This window comes from Paracoccus aminovorans (assembly GCF_001546115.1).
In the GTDB taxonomy this organism is placed as follows: Bacteria; Pseudomonadota; Alphaproteobacteria; order Rhodobacterales; family Rhodobacteraceae; genus Paracoccus; species Paracoccus aminovorans_B.
Map to the genome: position 1 here is coordinate 735,475 of NZ_KQ955209.1, position 15,648 is coordinate 751,122.

17 protein-coding genes and 1 pseudogene are annotated in these 15,648 nt (G+C 68.7%); 9 read left to right on the forward strand and 9 right to left on the reverse strand.

All coding sequences use genetic code 11. The features are described 5' to 3' along the window. Positions 1 to 4: 4 nt before the first annotated feature. A pseudogene (locus tag ASV56_RS24930) lies at positions 5 to 634 on the forward strand (ABC transporter permease); the annotation flags it as partial. 103 nt (positions 635 to 737) lie between these two features. Next, a complete protein-coding gene (locus tag ASV56_RS24935) occupies positions 738 to 1,052 on the forward strand; it encodes an ABC transporter permease (protein ID WP_367577134.1) in 315 nt (104 codons plus the stop codon). 54 nt (positions 1,053 to 1,106) lie between these two features. Here the strand turns inward: ASV56_RS24935 and ASV56_RS15295 are convergent, their stop codons facing one another. Beyond that, complete coding sequence (locus tag ASV56_RS15295; RefSeq protein ID WP_062562871.1) at positions 1,107 to 2,774, reverse strand: amidohydrolase; 1,668 nt, start codon at positions 2,772 to 2,774, stop codon at positions 1,107 to 1,109. Positions 2,775 to 2,812: 38 nt separating this feature from the next. Further along, positions 2,813 to 3,166, reverse strand: coding sequence for a cupin domain-containing protein (locus ASV56_RS15300; protein ID WP_062562872.1), 354 nt, complete (start codon positions 3,164 to 3,166; stop codon positions 2,813 to 2,815). Between the two features lie 165 nt (positions 3,167 to 3,331). Between ASV56_RS15300 and ASV56_RS15305 the strand changes: the two genes are divergently transcribed. Next, a complete protein-coding gene (locus ASV56_RS15305; RefSeq protein WP_062562873.1) occupies positions 3,332 to 3,913 on the forward strand; it encodes a GNAT family N-acetyltransferase in 582 nt (193 codons plus the stop codon). A gap of 380 nt (positions 3,914 to 4,293) precedes the next feature. Here the strand turns inward: ASV56_RS15305 and ASV56_RS15310 are convergent, their stop codons facing one another. Further along, the gene (locus ASV56_RS15310) at positions 4,294 to 5,022 is read right to left on the reverse strand and encodes a response regulator (RefSeq protein ID WP_172823779.1); all 729 of its coding nucleotides are present in this window, start codon (positions 5,020 to 5,022) and stop codon (positions 4,294 to 4,296) included. Positions 5,023 to 5,158: 136 nt separating this feature from the next. On the opposite strand from ASV56_RS15310, the gene mce reads away from it, so the two are divergent. Beyond that, positions 5,159 to 5,563 carry a methylmalonyl-CoA epimerase gene (mce, locus tag ASV56_RS15315; protein WP_062562874.1) on the forward strand — a complete coding sequence of 135 codons (405 nt, stop codon included), beginning with the start codon at positions 5,159 to 5,161 and terminating at the stop codon, positions 5,561 to 5,563. Continuing rightward, positions 5,563 to 5,823, forward strand: coding sequence for a DUF1467 family protein (locus ASV56_RS15320; protein ID WP_062562875.1), 261 nt, complete (start codon positions 5,563 to 5,565; stop codon positions 5,821 to 5,823). The genes mce and ASV56_RS15320 overlap by 1 nt, the downstream gene beginning before the upstream one ends. Here the strand turns inward: ASV56_RS15320 and ASV56_RS15325 are convergent. Then, on the reverse strand, positions 5,789 to 6,490 hold the full coding sequence (locus ASV56_RS15325; RefSeq protein ID WP_062562876.1) for an EI24 domain-containing protein: 702 nt from the start codon (positions 6,488 to 6,490) through the stop codon (positions 5,789 to 5,791). The two genes, ASV56_RS15320 and ASV56_RS15325, sit on opposite strands and share 35 nt — an antisense overlap. Continuing rightward, a complete protein-coding gene (locus ASV56_RS15330) occupies positions 6,490 to 7,056 on the reverse strand; it encodes a nitroreductase family protein (protein ID WP_062562877.1) in 567 nt (188 codons plus the stop codon). Before ASV56_RS15330 ends, ASV56_RS15325 begins: the two co-directional genes overlap by 1 nt. Positions 7,057 to 7,157: 101 nt before the next feature. Between ASV56_RS15330 and ASV56_RS15335 the strand changes: the two genes are divergently transcribed. Then, a complete protein-coding gene (locus ASV56_RS15335; protein ID WP_062562878.1) occupies positions 7,158 to 7,406 on the forward strand; it encodes a DUF167 domain-containing protein in 249 nt (82 codons plus the stop codon). On the opposite strand, the gene ASV56_RS15340 is transcribed toward ASV56_RS15335, so the two are convergent. Continuing rightward, the gene (locus tag ASV56_RS15340) at positions 7,403 to 7,654 is read right to left on the reverse strand and encodes a hypothetical protein (protein WP_062562879.1); all 252 of its coding nucleotides are present in this window, start codon (positions 7,652 to 7,654) and stop codon (positions 7,403 to 7,405) included. The genes ASV56_RS15335 and ASV56_RS15340 overlap by 4 nt on opposite strands. Positions 7,655 to 7,784: 130 nt before the next feature. Here ASV56_RS15340 and ASV56_RS15345 point away from each other — a divergent pair, with 130 nt between their 5' ends. Together ASV56_RS15345 and ASV56_RS15350 are read left to right on the forward strand one after the other, a co-directional pair. Continuing rightward, positions 7,785 to 8,537, forward strand: coding sequence for a M48 family metalloprotease (locus ASV56_RS15345; RefSeq protein WP_062563340.1), 753 nt, complete (start codon positions 7,785 to 7,787; stop codon positions 8,535 to 8,537). Positions 8,538 to 8,822: 285 nt separating this feature from the next. Next, the gene (locus tag ASV56_RS15350) at positions 8,823 to 9,119 is read left to right on the forward strand and encodes a hypothetical protein (RefSeq protein WP_082724863.1); all 297 of its coding nucleotides are present in this window, start codon (positions 8,823 to 8,825) and stop codon (positions 9,117 to 9,119) included. 6 nt (positions 9,120 to 9,125) lie between these two features. Here the strand turns inward: ASV56_RS15350 and ilvN are convergent, their stop codons facing one another. From ilvN to ASV56_RS15365, 3 genes are all read right to left on the reverse strand, one after another. Next, positions 9,126 to 9,686 carry an acetolactate synthase small subunit gene (gene ilvN / locus ASV56_RS15355; RefSeq protein ID WP_062562881.1) on the reverse strand — a complete coding sequence of 187 codons (561 nt, stop codon included), beginning with the start codon at positions 9,684 to 9,686 and terminating at the stop codon, positions 9,126 to 9,128. A gap of 22 nt (positions 9,687 to 9,708) precedes the next feature. Next, positions 9,709 to 11,463 carry an acetolactate synthase 3 large subunit gene (locus tag ASV56_RS15360; protein ID WP_062563341.1) on the reverse strand — a complete coding sequence of 585 codons (1,755 nt, stop codon included), beginning with the start codon at positions 11,461 to 11,463 and terminating at the stop codon, positions 9,709 to 9,711. A gap of 166 nt (positions 11,464 to 11,629) precedes the next feature. After that, entirely contained in the window at positions 11,630 to 12,469 is an 840-nt protein-coding gene (locus ASV56_RS15365) for an arginyltransferase (protein WP_062562882.1), read from the reverse strand. Between the two features lie 217 nt (positions 12,470 to 12,686). Here ASV56_RS15365 and ASV56_RS15370 point away from each other — a divergent pair, with 217 nt between their 5' ends. Further along, the gene (locus tag ASV56_RS15370; RefSeq protein WP_062562883.1) at positions 12,687 to 15,488 is read left to right on the forward strand and encodes a bifunctional [glutamine synthetase] adenylyltransferase/[glutamine synthetase]-adenylyl-L-tyrosine phosphorylase; all 2,802 of its coding nucleotides are present in this window, start codon (positions 12,687 to 12,689) and stop codon (positions 15,486 to 15,488) included. The last annotated feature ends 160 nt before the right edge of the window (positions 15,489 to 15,648 follow it).

The following is a 15,648-nucleotide window of genomic DNA, read 5'->3' on the forward strand; positions in this document are numbered from 1 at the left end:
GATGATGCTGGGCGTGCCGCTGATGCAGCTTCTGCTTTTCGGCTTTGCGATCAATTCGGACCCGAAGCAGCTTCCCGCGGCGCTGGTTGCGCCGGTGCAGGACCGCTTCAGCCGCGCCATCGTCACCGCGCTGGAACTGACCGACTATTACCGCTTCACCTCGCCCGGCGTCTCGGCGGCCGAGGCCGAGCGGCTGCTGGCCCGGGGCGCGGTGTCCTTCGTCGTGACCCTGCCGTCGGATTTCGGGCGGCGGGTGCTGCGCGGCGACCACCCCGTCATGCTGATCGAAGCCGATGCGACGGACCCCGCCGTCGCCTCGGGCGCCGTCTCGACGCTTGGCACCGTCGCGGCCGAGGCCCTGCAACGCGAGCTTGGCACCGAGGCGCAGGCGGGCGCTGCCCGCGACACGCAGCTGCAGGTTCTGGTGCATCGGCGCTACAACCCCGAAGGCATCACCGCCTATAACATCGTGCCGGGCCTGCTGGGCGTCATCCTGCAACTGACCATGGTGATGATGACGGCCATGGCCCTGACCCGCGAGATCGAGCGCGGCACGATGGAGAACCTGCTGTCGATGCCGGCGACGCCGCTCGAGATCATGCTGGGCAAGATGCTGCCCTATCTTGGCGTCAGCGCGGTGCAGGTGCTGGTGGTCCTGGTCGCGGCGCGGGCGCTGTTCCATGTGCCTTTCGTCGGCTCGCTGGGCCTTGCTTCTGGGCGGCATCCTGATCTTCGTGATGGCGCTTCTGGTCCTGGGCTATCTCATTTCGACCGCGGCGCGGACGCAGATGCAGGCGATGCAGCTGACCTTCTTCTTTTTCCTGCCCTCCATCATGCTGTCGGGCTTCATGTTCCCCTTTCGCGGCATGCCCGGCTGGGCGCGGGCCTTGGGCGAGATCTTTCCGCTCACGCATTTCCTGCGCTTCATCCGGGCGGTCATGCTGAAGGGCGCGGGCTACGAGGCCGTGGCGCAGCCCCTCGCCGCGCTTGCACTCTTCGCGATCACGCTGATGCTGGTCGCGCTGCTGAGGTTCCGGCAGACGCTGGACTGAGCGAGGGGCGATGCATCGCCCCGGTCGGCAACCGCGCCGGGTCTCTGCGTGCCTTCAGCCCGCTATGCCGGCATCATGGATGATGCGGCCGCCGCAGATCGTCAGGGCGACGCCCAGACCGGGGATCGCGGCCGGGTCCGTGGCCTCGATATCGCCGCCCAGCATCACCAGGTCGGCGGCCAGCCCGGGGCGCAGCGTTCCCGTGACGTGGTCGCGGTGCGCGGCCCAGGCGCCGCCCGCCGTATAGGCGTGCAGCACCTGCATCAGGGACAGCCGCTCGTCGCGGGCGCCGTCATAGGGCCTGCGCGTCAGGGCCGCGGCAATGCCGCGCAGCACCGAGACGTCGGCCACCGGCCAGTCGCTGGAAAAGGCGATGGCGGCACCCGCCTCGGCCAGGCTGCGGCACAGATAGGCATCCGCCCAACGCGCCGCGCCGATCCGCGACAGCGTCGGCTCCTGCGGGAAATCCATCGCGCCGGGCGCATGCGGCGGCTGCAGGCTGGCCGTGATGCCAAGGGCCCCCAGCCGGGGCACGTCCGCCGGGTCGATCAGCTCGATATGCTCGATGCGGTGGCGGCTGTCGCGCGGGCCGTTGGCGGCGCGGGCCGCCTGATAGCCGTCGATCACCACCCGCACCGCGCCGTCGCCAATGGCATGAACGGCGATCTGCAAGCCGCGCCGGTCGATCTCGGTCGCGACCCGGTCGAAACGCTCGGGCGAGAACAGCGGCGCGGAGCGGTGGCCGGGCTGGTCGGGGTAGTCCTGCAGCAGATAGGCGGTGCGGCTGTCGATCACCCCGTCCATGAACATCTTGACGAAGCCCGAGCTGATCCAGTCACCGTCGAAATCCGCCGCCATGCGCGATGCGCGGTCCAGCGCCTCGATCCCCATATGCGGCTTGAAATGGAACGGCACCTTCACCCGTAGAGGCAGGCGGCCTTCGGCCCGCATCTCGGCCAGCAACTCCAGCGTGTAGCGGTTGCCGTCCATGTTCACCAGGCTGGTCACGCCATGCGCGGCGCAATGCTGCATTCCCTTGAGCAGCAGCGCCTTGTCGGCGGCGCGCTCGGCCGCCGTGGGCGCGGGATCGGGTTCCTCGCCCGTGGCGATGCCCAGGTTGATGCGCCCCTCGCCGGCATGGGCGATCAGCGGACCGAAGGCCTCGAACTCGCGCAGCTCGCCGGTGGCAAGCCCGTCCGCGCCCAGGACGACCTCGTGGCCATGCGGCATCGGGGCGCCATGCAGCAGCCCGGCGGCCTGCAGCGCGGCGGTGTTGGCCCAGACCGTGTGCAGGTCGGGCGACATCATCGCGATAGGCCGGTCGGCGATCATCGCGTCGAGATCGTGACGCGTGGCGGGCTGGCCCAGGATGCCGTAATGCGCCTCTTGCGCCATCAGCAGGGCCGCGTCGGGGTTCGCGGCGGCGAAGTCGCGGAAGGCGGCGCCGACCGCCTCGGCCCCGTGCAGATGGCCGATGTGCAGATGCGTCAGGTCGGCACCGCCAAGCCCGACATGCACATGCCCCTCGAAGAAACCCGGCAGCAGCGTCCGCCCGCCGGCGTCGATGATCCGCGTCCCCGGCCCGGCCAGGGCCGCGATCTCGGCCGCGTTGCCCACCGCGAGGATGTGCTCGCCGGCCAGGGCCACGGCCTCGGCGCGGGGGCGGTCCGGGTCCATGGTCAGGACGCGGGCATGGGTCAGGATCAGGTCGGCGGTGGTCATCTGGGGCTATCCCGAAAGGCCCGTCGCGGCGGCGCAGCCTATTTCAGCTTGATCGCGAAATGCTTGCGCACCGGCTCCTCGACGACCCAGGTGCCCTTGAAGGTCGGCTCGACCACGAAGGCGTCGCCGGGCGTCAGCGTGACGGGCTCGCCGCCTTCGGGGGTGATGGTGATGCGGCCCTCGATCAGGTGGACGAATTCGTAGGACTGGTAGCTTGCGTGCCAGGTGCCGGTCGTCGATTCCCAGGTGCCCGAGATCACGCTGCCATCGGCCGCCGTGTGCTGCACCCAATAGCGCATGCTCGGGTTGCCTTCGACCTTGGTCCAGCCCTCCAGGTCGGTGGTGATGGGCTCGGGGCCGGGTTCGGGGAAGCGGAAAACCGTGTCGCTCATGTCTCTCCTCCTGAGGCGCGCCTTGGGTCAAAGCCTTTGGTAGGCGGCCCCCGCCCGGCGCGCAAGCGGGATGATCGGATGGGGCCGAAGGGGCTTGGCGAACGGGCGCCGAACCGGCAAAGAAGGGCGGGCGCCCAGGGCGCGGGCAAGGGACAGGACAGGGGCATGGAGATCCGCAAGGCAAGGGCATCGGATGCCGCCGATCTGGTGCGCTTCATCAACATGGCGGCGGACGACCTGCCGCTGCATTTCTGGCGCAAGACGGTCGGCCCCGAGGGCGACGCCTGGGCGCTGGGGCAAGAGCGCGCGGCGCGCGAGACGGGGAACTTTTCCTATCGCAACGCCTGGCTGGCCGAGATCGACGGCGCCGTGGCCGCCTGCCTGCTGGGCTATGCCGCCGAGGCGACGCCCGGGCCGATCGACCCGGACACGCCGCCGCTCTTCGTGCCGCTGCTGGAACTCGAGGCCTTGGCGCCGGGGTCGTGGTATCTGAACGTCCTGGCCACCTACGAGGGTTTTCGCGGCAGGGGATTGGGCAGCGCCTTGCTGGTGCATGCCGAAACCGTCGCCGCCGCGGCCGGTCACGCCAGCATCAGCCTGATCGCCGAGGACACGCACCGGGATGCGCTGCGTCTTTATACGGCGAAGGGCTACCGCGAGATCGCCCGCCGTCCGGTCGTCAAGGACGACTGGGAGGTGGATGCAAGCGAATGGATCCTGTTCACGAAGCCCGTCGCGGCCGGCTGATCCGGCAGCGGAGCCGCATCGCTGCGCCAGGTGCGGGTTGCGCGCGCAGGCGCGGGTGGGGCGATGGCGGACCTGACGACCGCGGGCGTCGCTACCATGTCCCCTTCGGCGGCACCAAGGGCAGTTCCCGCCGACCGCGCGGACGGGGCCGCCATGCGGTCAAGACCTGCTGTTGACGGGATGCGCCCGGTTCAGGGCGCAAGAGCTATGGCGATACCGCAGAAGCGAAGGGCCTCCAGCTGGCGCCAAACCGTCAGTAGCCGACTGCGACATATCCATGCGCCCGGTTGGGGTCCTGGCTCCTTCCGATCCGCGCCTTGGCCGACAGCTGCCGGCTTCGGCAGGCGAAGGCCGCGTCGGACGACGGGCCGCCCGGCCCTTCAGATGCGGACCGCCGCCAGCCGGTCCTGCACCAGCCCGCTGATCCGCGCCAGGTCCATCGCCAGCGCCCGGCCCTCGGCATGGTCGCGCGCCAGTGCCGTTGCCGCGTCCTCGAGCATGCGGTCATGGGCCGAGCGCGCCACGCCGGCCAGGAAACGGGCGATATACTCGATCGCCTCGGTATCGTCGGCCTGCGACAGGGCGTCGGCGGCATGGCTGAGATCGGCGCGCAACGCCACCGGATCGGCGGCGATCACGTCGTCGGGCAGAAGCCGCAGCCCCTGCGGCCGCGCCTCGAGCGGCAGGGCCGACAGGATCGCCTGCTGGAACACCGCCAGGCTTTCGATCGGCTTGACCAGGAAGCCGTCGGCCCCGGCCTGCATCGCGGCCTCGCGATTGTCGGGATCGCCCGAGATGCCCAGGATCACCGGGACGCGCGGCAGCGCGCCGGCGATGGCGCGGATCATGTCGGCGCCGTTGCCGTCGGGCAGGCCCATGTCGATGATGACCGCGCCGGGCCGGTAGGTCTGGAGATGCCGCAGGGCCGCGCGGATGCTGTCGGCCCGACGGATGCGTGCGCCGGAGCGCAGGCACAGCAGACGCACCGCCTCGGAGGCGATACGCGAATCCTCGACCACCAGCACCGTCAGGCCGGTCAGCGGGCGGTTGGGCAGGGTGACCCGCCAGGTGGGGAATTCTTCCTCACCGATTCTGTCCTGTTCCGTCATCGCTAAAATCCTTACCGAGAATCATCTTCCAGCTTCAGGATTGCGCGATTCTCCTAAGAAGGCGTTAACGCCCGCGTGTTTTCCTTTCCCCTGTCGCCGGTCCGGCCTAGAAGGGCGGGAAACGACGGAGGACCAGATGATCGGACGCCTGAACCATGTCGCCATTGCCGTGCCGGACCTTGCCGCCGCGGCCGCGCAATACGAAAACAGCCTGGGCGCCAGGGTCGGCGCGCCGCAGGACGAGCCCGACCATGGCGTGACCGTGGTCTTCATCGAACTGCCGAACACCAAGATCGAACTGCTCTATCCCTTGGGCGAGGACAGCCCGATCAAGGGCTTCCTGGACAAGAACCCCTCGGGTGGCATCCATCACATGTGCTTCGAGGTCGAGGACATCCTGGCCGCGCGCGACAAGCTGAAATCCGAAGGCGCCCGCGTGCTGGGCAATGGCGAGCCCAAGATCGGCGCCCATGGCAAGCCGGTGCTGTTCCTGCATCCCAAGGATTTCAACGGCTGCCTGATCGAACTGGAGCAGGTCTGATGAGCCTGACCGGCGGCATCGTCCTTTATTCGGTGCTGTGGTTCCTGGTGCTGTTCGTGCTGCTGCCGATCGGCCAGAAAAGCCAGGCCGACGTGGGGCAGGTGACGCCCGGCACGCCGGCCGGCGCGCCGCATGAGCCCAAGCTGAAGAAAAAGCTGATCTGGGCCACGCTGATCGCGGCGCTGATCTGGGGCGTGATCGCCTATGTCATCATCGGCGGCATCATCACCCGCGCCGATCTCGAGGCCTGGACGCGCTGATGTGGTAAAGGTGGGTGAAGCCCGCCGCCGCCAGCACCGGCACCACCACGTTCAGCACCGGCACCGTCAGCAGAAGCGCGATCAGCACCCCCAGCGCCGTGGCCTGCACCGACAGGCTGCGGCGCAGTTCGGTCGCCTGCGGCTCGTGCAGGTGGCGCCGGGCGGCCATCTGGAAGAACTCGCGCCCCAGAAGCCAGCCGTTGCCGCCATAGAACAGCAGCGAGGCAAGCGGCCCCAGGAAGGGCGTCAGCAGCAGCGTGACCAGCGTGACCAGGATCACCGCCCCCATCACCGCCAGCGATTCCCAGAGCCCGTCCCAGAAATCCACCGGCAGGCCCTTGCTGGCGGGATAATGGATCTCTTCGACCGCCTCCGAGACCCGCTCGGCGAACAGCCCCGAGAAGCCGGCCGCGACCGGCGCCATCAGGAAGATGCTCAGCAGCGGGAACAGCAGCAGCGAGCTCCAGGACAGCGCGGGCGCCAGCGGCACGGCGCCGATCCAGGGCAGGGTCAGGCTCTCGGGCGCGAAATGGCCGGCGGCCCAGAAGATCAGCGCCTGCAGCGCCACGAACAAGAGCAGCGTCAGCCCGACGCCAAGCGCCACCACGCCGAAGATGCGCGGGCGCGCGAGATCGCCCCAGGCCAGGAACAGCGCCTTGAGCACCATCACAGGAACGTCGTCTTGGCCGCCACGTCGGGGCGCGGCCGGTCGGGGGGCGTGGCGCCGCGCTGGCCGATGTGGATCAGGCCGACGATGCGCTCATGCGCGCCGAGCCCCAGATGCGCGCGGGCGAAGTCGGGCTCGGCCGCCGGTCCGGTCAGCCAGGCCGCGCCATAGCCCGCGGCCAGCGCCGCGTTCAGCAGCTCCAGGCAGACCGCCCCGGCCGAAAGGAACTGCTCCCATTCCGGCACCTTGGGGCTGTCGACCGGCGCCGAGACCACCGCGACGATCACCGGCGACGCAAAGGCCGAGCGCGCCTTTTCCGCCGCCGCCGCGTCACCCCCCTGGGTCGCGACCTGCTGGGCCAGCAGCGGCGCCAGCCGGTCCAGCGTGGCGCGTTCCAGCACCACGAAGCGCCAGGGCTCCAGCTTGCCGTGGTCGGGGACGCGCGCGGCAAGCTCCAGCAGGGTCATCAACTCGTGGCGGTCCGGCGCGGGGCCGGTCAGCAGCTTCGGCGGGTGCGAGCGGCGCTGGCGCAGAAAGGCCAGGGTGGCGGGGTCGGTGTGCTGCATGGCGGGTCTCCGGTGCGCGCTTTTGTCCTTCAGATAGCCACGCAGGCCGGCCGGCGCCAGTCGGGATTGCCTTTTTCGCCGCGCGGCGCTTGATAAGGCTCATGACCGATCTGCGCCATCTTGCCCGGCCCGGGGCCGAAATCGCCGTGCGGGTCACGCCGCGCGCCTCGCGCAATGCGGTGCTGCTGGACGGCGAGACGATCCGTGTTCTGGTGACCGTCGTGCCCGAGGACGGCAAGGCCAATGCCGCCGTGGTCAAGCTGCTGGCGAAGGCCCTGGGCGTCGCCAAGACGCGGCTGGCGCTGCTGCGCGGCGCCAGCTCGCGCGACAAGCTCTTCCGGCTGGATTAGCGCCGCTCCAGCCGATAGTTGCCCTCGGGCAGGTTCAGCGCGGCGCGCAATTCCTCGAGCTGCTCGATGGTCAGCAGGATCTGCGAAAGCTCGCCGGTGTCGGGGTCGTATTGCTCGATCACCACCCGGTCGTCGAAGCTCTGGATCACCACATCCTCGTTCAGCGGCCGTGCGCCGGCCTCGCCCTCGGGCAATTCGTCGATCAGGGTGATGACGGTGGCGTCGAAATCGTGCTCGATGGTGAACATGCGGGCCTTTCCGGTTCAGCTTTCCTCAACAATTGCGTGATAACGCTGCAGGGGCAAGAGCGGGGCTTGGCGCCGTCACGGGCGGGCGGCTAGAGTGGCAAAAAAGGACAAGCACGGCATGAGGCGGCAGATGGGCAGAACCTGGCAAGCGGCGGCGGCGATTCTGCTGGTCCTGGCGGGCTGCGTCGCGGCGCCCGTGCCGCAGCCGGGGGCGGGCGCGACACGGCCGCTGCCCGAACTGGCCGCGCCGGCGCCGGACACGCCGGCCGGGGCCCGCGCCTCGGCCCGGGCCTTCATCGCGGTCATCAACCGGATGGAGCCGGCGGTGGAACGCGAATGCGTGGCGCGCCGCAAGCAGCCGATCAGCTGTGATTTCCAATTCGTCGTCGACGACCGCCCGGGGCTGGAGCCGAACGCATTCCAGACCGTGGACGCGACCGGACGCCCGGTGATCGGCTTTACCCTGGCCCTGATCGGCGAAGCGCGCAATGCCGACGAGCTGGCCTTCGTCGTCGGGCATGAGGCCAGCCACCACATCCTGGGCCACATCAACCGCAAGAGCAGCGCCGCCACCATGGGCGCGGTGATCCTGGGAGGGCTGGCCAGCGCCTATGGCGGCAATGCCGATGCGGTGAAGTCGGCGCAGGATTTCGGCGCCCAGTTCGGCGCCCGCTACTATTCCAAGGACTGGGAGCTCGAGGCCGACTACCTGGGCGCCATCATCACGCTGAATGCCGGCTTCGATCCGCAGCACGGGGCGCAGTTCTTCGCCCGCATTCCCGACCCGGGCGACAAGATCATGGGCACGCATCCCTCGAACGTCTCGCGCATGGCGCAGGTTGCGCGGGCGGTGGGCGACTATCGCGCCGGGCGGGTGCGATAATTCCGTCGCTTGTGACATTCCCGCATCACCGGACCGTGATTGCCGAAAACGACAGGTTAACGAAACCTGCAACATTCTTGCGGTTGTGCCGCTGCTCCCGGAGTCTGATCGGTAATTTTGCCTAGGGACGTCGCGTTCCGAGCAAAAATTCGCTTTCATAGGCGAGAAACTGCCGATAGTTTCCGTTCTGGGTTGTGCGCCGTTCATGGTCACGAGCGGTTCGGGTTTTTAGGAGCTTTTATGATCGGGGTTATTCTGTGGAGCAGTCCCGCCAAGGAAAAAGCGGTGATCTGGTGCGAGGATCATGGCGCCTTGGCTTATCTTCAGGGACAAGAAAGCCTGGTTTTTCCCGGCGATTGGCCCGAAGCGGGCGATCTGGTCGAACTTGAGATCGAGACGATCAAGGATCTGCGCCACGCGCGCAGCGTGAGCCTCGTCTCGGGCAACAAGCGTTCGGAATTGCCAAGCCTGCTGCGGGGGATCGGCGAAAAGCCCGAAATGCCGCGCCCGGTGCTGCGGGTGATCTCGAACCCCGATTCGGGATTGCACGAGCGGCCGCTGAAAATCGCGGCCGCCCGCTAAGGCGAATCAGGCGCCGCGCGCCAGCGCGGCGACCCCGGTGCGGGCCTGGTCGGACAGGCCCAGCGGCCGCATCAGCTCGGCGAAGGCGTCCAGTTTCTCGGACGTGCCGGTGATCTCGAAGACAAAGCTTTCCAGCGTCGAATCGACCACGCTGGCGCGAAAGATCTCGGCAATGCGCAGCGCCTCGACGCGCTTCTCGCCCTTGCCCGCCACCTTGAACAGACCCAGTTCCCGCTCGACGCTGCGGCCCTCGACGGTCAGGTCGTGCACGTCATGCACCGGCACGATGCGGCCAAGCTGCGCCTTGATCTGCTCGATCACCGCCGGCGTGCCGCGCGTCACGATGGTGATGCGCGAGCGGTGGCCCAGGTGATCGACCTCGGCCACGGTCAGGCTGTCGATGTTGTAGCCCCGGCCCGAGAACAGGCCGATGACCCGCGCCAGCACGCCTGGCTCGTTTTCCACCAGGACCGCCAGCGTGTGCGATTCGATGATCTCGGCGTTGGGGTCGCGCAGGTCATAGGCCGAATGGCTGGATGCGCCCTTCTGGATATTCAGTGCCGCCATGTTCTTCTCGCTTTCCTAAAACTCAGACCAGGGCCGCGCCGGCGCCGGTGATGGCGCCCTCGGTCGCGGCCTCGCCCAGGAGCATCTCGTTATGCGGCTTGCCCGAGGGGATCATCGGGAAGCAGTTCTCGTGCTTCTCGACCAGCACGTCCAGGATGAAGGGCCCGTCATAGTCGATCATCTCCTGGATGGCGGCGTCCAGATCGGCCGGATCCGAGACGGTGCGCCCCTTGCAGCCAAAGGCCTCGGCCAGTTTCACGAAGTCGGGCAGGCTTTCCGACCAGCTCTGGCTGTAGCGCTCGCCATGCAACAGCTGCTGCCATTGCCGGACCATGCCAAGCCGTTCATTGTTCAGGATGAATTGCTTGACCGGGGCGCGGAACTGCACCGCCGTCCCCATCTCCTGCATGTTCATCAGCCAGCTGGCCTCGCCCGCCACGTTGATCACCAGCGCCTCGGGATGCGCGACCTGCGCCCCGATCGAGGCCGGCAGGCCATAGCCCATCGTCCCCAAGCCCCCGGAGGTCATCCAGTGGTTCGGGTCGTCGAAATGCAGGAACTGCGCCGCCCACATCTGGTGCTGGCCGACCTCGGTGGTGATATAGGGCTTCCTGGCCGCGGTCAGCGCCTGCAGCCGCTGCAGGGCGTATTGCGGCTTGATCACCTTGTCCGAGCCGCGATAGCCAAGGCAGTTCTTCGCCTTCCACTGCTCGATCTGCACCCACCATTTCCGCACGCCCTCGGCATTGGTCTTGCGGCCGCGCGCCTTCCAGATCTTCAGCATGTCCTCGAGCACATGGCCGACGTCGCCGACGATGGGCAGGTCCACCCGGATCACCTTGTTGATCGAGCTCGGGTCGATGTCGATCTGCGCCTTGACCGAGCCGGGGCTGAAATCCGCCACCCGGCCGGTGATGCGGTCGTCGAAGCGGGCCCCGACCGCGATCATCAGGTCGCAGTCGTGCATGGCCATGTTGGCCTCGTAAAGTCCGTGCATGCCCAGCATGCCGATCCATTTCCCGCCCGAGGCCGGATAGGCGCCAAGCCCCATCAGCGTCGAGGTCACCGGAAAGCCGGTCGCCTCGGCCAGTTCGCGCAAGAGCTGGCTGGCGCCGGTGCCCGAGTTGATGACGCCGCCGCCGGTATAGAGGATCGGCCGCTCGGCCGTCTCCATCAGCTCGACCAGCCGGGTGATGGTGGCCAGGTCGCCCTTCTTCGCCGGCTGGTAGCTGGGCGTCTCGATCTGTTTCGGGCCGACATAGTCGCCGGTGGCGAATTGCACGTCCTTGGGAATGTCGATCAGCACCGGCCCCGGCCGGCCCGAGGTGGCGATGTGAAACGCCTTGTGGATGGTCGCCGCCAGCTGATCGGTCTCTTTCACCAGCCAGTTGTGCTTGGTGCAGGGGCGGGTGATGCCGATGGTATCGGCCTCCTGGAAACCGTCGGTGCCGATCAGGAAGGTCGGGACCTGGCCGGTCAGCACGACCAGCGGGATCGAATCCATCAGCGCATCGGTCAGTCCGGTGACGGCATTGGTCGCGCCCGGCCCCGAGGTGACCAGAACCACCCCCGGCTTGCCGGTGGAACGCGCATAGCCTTCGGCCATGTGGACGGCGCCCTGTTCGTGGCGGACCAGGATGTGCTTGATGTCGTTCTGCTGGAAGATCTCGTCATAGATGGGTAGCACCGCCCCGCCCGGATAGCCGAATACGGTGTCGACGCCCTGATCGCGCAGAGCCTCGATAACCATCCTTGCACCGGTCATTTGTCGGGACATGCCCATTCTCCATCTGTAAGACACGGCGCGGCCGGCCCGAAGGGGTTTGCCGCGTCGCGGAAAACTATGGGGGCCGCGCGGCAGGGTCAATGCCGATTGTCCAAGAAAATGACCCCAGCCCGCAGAATATTGAAATATAATTACCGAAACTGCCGCTTCTCGGTAATCATCCGCCGGTCTGGGGCAGGGTGATGCGTGCCACCTGCTCGACGATGGGGTCGATCGACAGCGGATGGATGTCCGAACTGTGCTGTGCCGGGTCGCCGATTGGCTGCCAGACGCCGCCCTTGTAGATCTCCAGCGCCGAAAACCGGGCCTTGTAGTCCATCTTGCGGCTGCCCGGCACCCAATAGCCCAGATAGACGAAGGGCAGCCCGGCGCTGCGCGCCAGCTCGATATGGTCCAGGATGATGTGGGTGCCCAGGCTCTGCTCCTCCAAAGCCGGGTCGTAGAAGCTGTAGACCAGGCTTAGCCCGTCATCCAGCACATCGGTCAGGCAGACCGCGACCAGCCGGTCCGAACCCGGCGCCGGCGGCATCTGCCCGCCTTCATGCGCGCGATATTCGATGACGCGGGTGCGGACCGGGGTTTCCTCGATCATCGCGGCGAATTCGAAAATGTCCATGTCGGCCATGCCGCCGTCGGCGTGGCGCTGGTCCAGATAGGCGCGGAACAGCTCGTATTGCTCTTCGGTCGCCCAGGCGCTGGTGGCCAGCCGGCGCAGATGCGCGTTGCGGCGCGCCACCCGGCGCTGCGTGCGCGAGGGCTGGAACTCGGACACCCGGATGCGGGCCGACATGCAGGCGACGCAGCTTTCGCAGCTGGGCCGGTAAAGCACGTTCTGCGAGCGGCGAAAGCCCTGGCGCGACAGCGCATTGTTCAGCTCATTGGCCGAATCGCCCGCCAGCGCGGTGAACAGCTTGCGCTCGGCCCGGCCGTGCAGATAGGGGCAGGGCTGCGGTGCCGTCACGTAGAACTGCGGCGCATGGGGCAGGCTGTGCCGCATCAGCCCCGCCCCCGGCGGTCGGGGCGGCCGGAATCCCGCTTTCGGTTCGCTGTGGTTTCGGCGCGCATGGGCTGCGGATCGTCTATCGATGGTTGCACTGAGCCCAGAGCCTAGCAACAGATCCCCCGCGCGCCAAGCGTGGAAAACCATAAGATTTGCCGCGCCGCTTGCGGTTTTCCCGCATTGACCCGGCGGGGCCTGCGGCTAGGCTGCGGCCATGGATTTCGCCGCCCGCATCACCCGCCTGCCGCTTCCCGTCGATCCCGCCCGCGGCCAGTCCGCCTGGCAGGCGACGGGCATCCTTGATCCGCGCCTGGGCGCGTTGATCCGCGGCGCCGCCGGATCCAGCCCCTATCTCGCCGGGCTGATCGGCCGCGAGGCCGACTGGCTGGCCGAGGCGCTCGCGCATGAGGATATCGTCGCGCGCGAAACGGCGGGGTTCGAGAGCCTGCCGGCCGACGCGCTCGGCCCGGCGCTGCGCCGCGCCAAGCGCCGGGTTGCGCTGTGGACGGCGCTGGCCGACCTGGGCGGGGTCTGGCGGCTGGAACAGGTCACCGGCGCTCTGACCGAACTGGCCGACCGGGCCGCGGACCTGGCCTTGCGCGTGCATGTCGCGGCCGAACGCGCGCGCGGCAAGCTGCCCCCGACCCAGGCCGATGCCGGCGGCATCGTCGCGCTCGCCATGGGCAAGATGGGCGCCGCCGAGCTGAACTATTCCTCGGACATCGACCTGATCGTGCTTTACGACGACAGCGCCTATGCCCGCGACGACCAGCATGAGGCCCGCGCGGCGCTGATCCGCGCCACCCGCAAGGCGGCGGCGACGATTTCGGACAATACCGACCAGGGCTATGTCTTCCGCACCGACCTGCGGCTGCGGCCCGACGCCTCGGTGACGCCGGTCTGCATCTCGATCTCGGCGGCGCTGGCCTATTACGAGGCCGAGGGTCGGACCTGGGAACGCAGCGCCTATATCAAGGCGCGGCCTTGCGCGGGGGATCTGGCCGCCGGCGCCCGCTTCCTGCGCGAACTCGATCCCTTCGTCTGGCGCCGGCACCTGGATTTCGCCACCATCCAGGACGCGCATGACATGCGGCTGCGCATCCGCGAGCACAAGGGCCTGTCAGGCCGAATCGAGGCCGCCGGCCACAACATGAAGCTGGGCCAGGGCGGCATCCGCGAGATCGAGTTCTTTACCCAGACCCGGCAGCTGATCGCCGGCGGCCGCGACCCCGCGCTGCGCGTGCGCGGCACGGTCGAAGGCTTGGCGCGGCTGGCGGACAAGGGCTGGGTTCCCGCCGATGTCGCCGCCGAACTGACCGAGCACTACCGCGAGCATCGCGAGATCGAGCACCGCATCCAGATGGTCAACGACGCCCAGACCCATTCGCTGCCGAATTCGGCCGAGGGGCTCGACACCATCGCCCGCATGATGGGCGAGGCCGATACCGCCGCCTGGGCCCGGCGCCTGGTCGGCCGGCTGCAGCGCGTCGAGGCGCTGACCGGCGAATTCTTCGCCCCCGGGGAAAGCCGCGCGCGTCCCGATCTTTCCCCCGAGGCCGAGGCCATGGTCGAGCGCTGGCGCAGCTACCCGGCCCTGCGTTCGGCGCGCGGTCGCGAGGTCTTTGCCCGCATCGAGCCCGAGCTGCTGAACCGGCTGGTCGCCGCCACCCATTCGGACGAGGCCCTGGCGCGCTTCGACGCCTTCCTGGCCGGGCTGCCCGCCGGCGTGCAGCTGTTTTCGCTGTTCGAGGCCAATCCGCAGCTGATCGACCTGATCGTGGACATCTGCGGCACCGCGCCGGCGCTGGCGGCCTATCTGGCGCGCCACCCCGAGGTGCTGGACGCGGTGCTGGGCGGCAGTTTCTTCTCGGAATGGCCGGGCGCGGTCGAGCTGCGCCGCCAGCTCGACGCGATGCTGCTGGGCGTGCTTGCGGCGCCGGACGGCGGCTATGAACGCGCGCTGGACGCGGCGCGGCGTTGGGCGCATGAATGGCAGTTCCGCACCGGCGTGCATCACCTGCGCGCACTGATCGGCGCCGAGGAGGCCGGCGGCCAATATGCCGATATCGCCGATGCCGCGGTCGCGGCGCTGTTCCCGGTGGTTGCCGCCGAATTCGCCCGCCGGCACGGCCCGCCGCCGGGGCGCGGCGCGGTGGTGCTGGGCATGGGCTCGCTGGGCGCGCGGCAGCTGAACGCCAGTTCGGACCTGGACCTGATCGTGATCTACGACGCGGTCGGGCAGGACAGTTCCGACGGGCCGAAGCCCCTGGCGACGCGGGCCTATTACGCGCGGCTGACCCAGGCGATGATCACCGCGATCTCGGCGCCGACCTCGGCCGGCCGGCTCTACGAGGTGGACATGCGGTTGCGCCCCTCGGGTCGCCAAGGTCCGGTCGCGACCTCGGTGCAGAGCTTTCGCGACTATCAGATGACCGAGGCCTGGACCTGGGAGCACCTGGCGCTGACCCGGGCCCGGGTGATCGGCACCTGCGGCGCCGACGCCGAGGCGCTGGCCGCCGAGGTCGAGGCGCTGCGGGTCGAGGTTCTGGCGGCGCGCGGCACCGACGCCCGCGTCCTGCCCGACCTGGCCGAGATGCGGGCGCGGATCTTTGCCGCCAAGGCCCCCGACGGTGCCTGGGAAGCCAAGATCGGCCGCGGCGGGCTTCAGGACATCGAATTGCTGGCGCAGAGCTTTGCCCTGCGCGCCGCCGCGCCGGCCCGCGCGGCGCTGGCGCAGTTGCGGGCCGGTCCACGCGCCGGTCTGATCGCGGCCGATCTGGCCGGACAGCTGAGCGCGGCCCGGCGTTTCCTGTGGAACCTGCAATGCGCCGGCCGGCTGCTGACCGAAAAGGCCCTGGACATGGAGAGCATCGGCAAGGGTGGACAGGCCTTCCTGCTGCGGGAAACCGGCTGCGAGTCGCTGGAGCAACTGGCCGCCCGGCTGACCGAAACCGTCGAGACCGCCGGCAGCATCATCGACAAGGCGCTGAACCAGGACGCGACTGCCGCTGTTTGATGCCTGCCCGCGCTGGTAATGGCAGCAGAAACGTCCGCAGGCGGAGCGTGGCGCGAGGGGCCGGAACCAACGGGCGGGAAAACCGGAGGCTGCCTTCCCGGAGACTGGTTCCCGGGGTTGAAGCCGGGATGGGGTGCAGGCCGAGCTTGCGGCCGACCCC

What these genes read in the sequence shown, in the direction of transcription:
- ASV56_RS15295 (WP_062562871.1), bottom strand. Translation starts at nt 2,774, where the DNA reads ATGACCACCGCCGACCTGATCCTGACCCATGCCCGCGTCCTGACCATG.
- ASV56_RS15305 (WP_062562873.1), top strand. Translation starts at nt 3,332, where the DNA reads ATGGAGATCCGCAAGGCAAGGGCATCGGATGCCGCCGATCTGGTGCGC.
- ASV56_RS15365 (WP_062562882.1), bottom strand. Translation starts at nt 12,469, where the DNA reads ATGCGGCACAGCCTGCCCCATGCGCCGCAGTTCTACGTGACGGCACCG.
- ASV56_RS15330 (WP_062562877.1), bottom strand. Translation starts at nt 7,056, where the DNA reads ATGCAGCACACCGACCCCGCCACCCTGGCCTTTCTGCGCCAGCGCCGC.
- ASV56_RS15340 (WP_062562879.1), bottom strand. Translation starts at nt 7,654, where the DNA reads ATGTTCACCATCGAGCACGATTTCGACGCCACCGTCATCACCCTGATC.
- ASV56_RS15310 (WP_172823779.1), bottom strand. Translation starts at nt 5,022, where the DNA reads ATGACGGAACAGGACAGAATCGGTGAGGAAGAATTCCCCACCTGGCGG.
- ASV56_RS15345 (WP_062563340.1), top strand. Translation starts at nt 7,785, where the DNA reads ATGGGCAGAACCTGGCAAGCGGCGGCGGCGATTCTGCTGGTCCTGGCG.
- mce (WP_062562874.1), top strand. Translation starts at nt 5,159, where the DNA reads ATGATCGGACGCCTGAACCATGTCGCCATTGCCGTGCCGGACCTTGCC.
- ASV56_RS15300 (WP_062562872.1), bottom strand. Translation starts at nt 3,166, where the DNA reads ATGAGCGACACGGTTTTCCGCTTCCCCGAACCCGGCCCCGAGCCCATC.
- ASV56_RS15360 (WP_062563341.1), bottom strand. Translation starts at nt 11,463, where the DNA reads ATGTCCCGACAAATGACCGGTGCAAGGATGGTTATCGAGGCTCTGCGC.
- ASV56_RS15335 (WP_062562878.1), top strand. Translation starts at nt 7,158, where the DNA reads ATGACCGATCTGCGCCATCTTGCCCGGCCCGGGGCCGAAATCGCCGTG.
- ASV56_RS24935 (WP_367577134.1), top strand. Translation starts at nt 738, where the DNA reads ATGGCGCTTCTGGTCCTGGGCTATCTCATTTCGACCGCGGCGCGGACG.
- ASV56_RS15320 (WP_062562875.1), top strand. Translation starts at nt 5,563, where the DNA reads ATGAGCCTGACCGGCGGCATCGTCCTTTATTCGGTGCTGTGGTTCCTG.
- ASV56_RS15370 (WP_062562883.1), top strand. Translation starts at nt 12,687, where the DNA reads ATGGATTTCGCCGCCCGCATCACCCGCCTGCCGCTTCCCGTCGATCCC.
- ASV56_RS15325 (WP_062562876.1), bottom strand. Translation starts at nt 6,490, where the DNA reads ATGGTGCTCAAGGCGCTGTTCCTGGCCTGGGGCGATCTCGCGCGCCCG.
- ilvN (WP_062562881.1), bottom strand. Translation starts at nt 9,686, where the DNA reads ATGGCGGCACTGAATATCCAGAAGGGCGCATCCAGCCATTCGGCCTAT.